The following is a 733-nucleotide window of genomic DNA, read 5'->3' as shown; positions in this document are numbered from 1 at the left end:
GGAGAACCCAAAGGTGGCGGTGTCGCTGAGGCTCGATCCGGAGATCGTGGCTCGGTTCAAGGCGTCCGGTCCGGGGTGGCAAACCCGGATGAACGACGCACTCCGGGAAGCTGCGGGGCTTTGAAGGTGCAGAATGCGGCCATTCTGTCCGGACCATGTCCGGCTCTGGGGTTTCGAAAGGGGCTGGTCCCTTCGGTTGGGAGTTTCGAAAGAGGGGCGCAGCAACCCTCTTCGCCGGAGAGCCATAAACAGACCCCATCGGGGGGGTGTTTATGGCTAGTAGGTTATGAATAAACGATAATTTGCCATTTTGTTATTCGATTATCCTATCATGAACAGGGATTTTCGAAAGTCCGGATTTTGGATTTTCATGTGGGTCGGCGATCTTTGGGGGTATGAGCACCGAACCCCTGAACATTCGCCCCGAAGATCTCACCGGTGGGAACCCCCGCGCCGCTTCCGTGCGGCTGGAGGGAAAGTCCCTGTCCCAGGCTTATGGCCAGAGACGCCATGATTTCCGGATTGGCCCTCAGCCCAAATACGTGGATCCTGCTCGGAAAAGCTTGAACAGGCCCCTGATGGAACCCCGCCCTGTCTCGCAGATCAGGGATGAGGTTCTGGCGCTCCGGACAGCCCGTGGGGCCAAAAGAGCCATGAAGAGCAACGCGGCTGTGGTCACTGCGGGGATCGTGACCTTCGGGACGGAAGCCCAGGAGATGTTCCTGGCGCTCAC

1 protein-coding gene is annotated in these 733 nt (G+C 58.7%); it reads left to right on the top strand.

Annotation, left to right across the window (positions count from 1 at the left end):
• Positions 1–13: 13 nt before the first annotated feature.
• On the top strand, positions 14–124 hold the full coding sequence (locus DU478_RS23620; protein ID WP_267897132.1) for a BrnA antitoxin family protein: 111 nt from the start codon (positions 14–16) through the stop codon (positions 122–124).
• Positions 125–733: the final 609 nt, after the last annotated feature.

The organism is Thalassococcus profundi, assembly GCF_003344785.1.
GTDB lineage: Bacteria > Pseudomonadota > Alphaproteobacteria > Rhodobacterales > Rhodobacteraceae > Puniceibacterium > Puniceibacterium profundi.
Note: the sequence above shows the minus strand (reverse complement) of the source record. Positions and strands in the feature narration are given on the sequence as shown.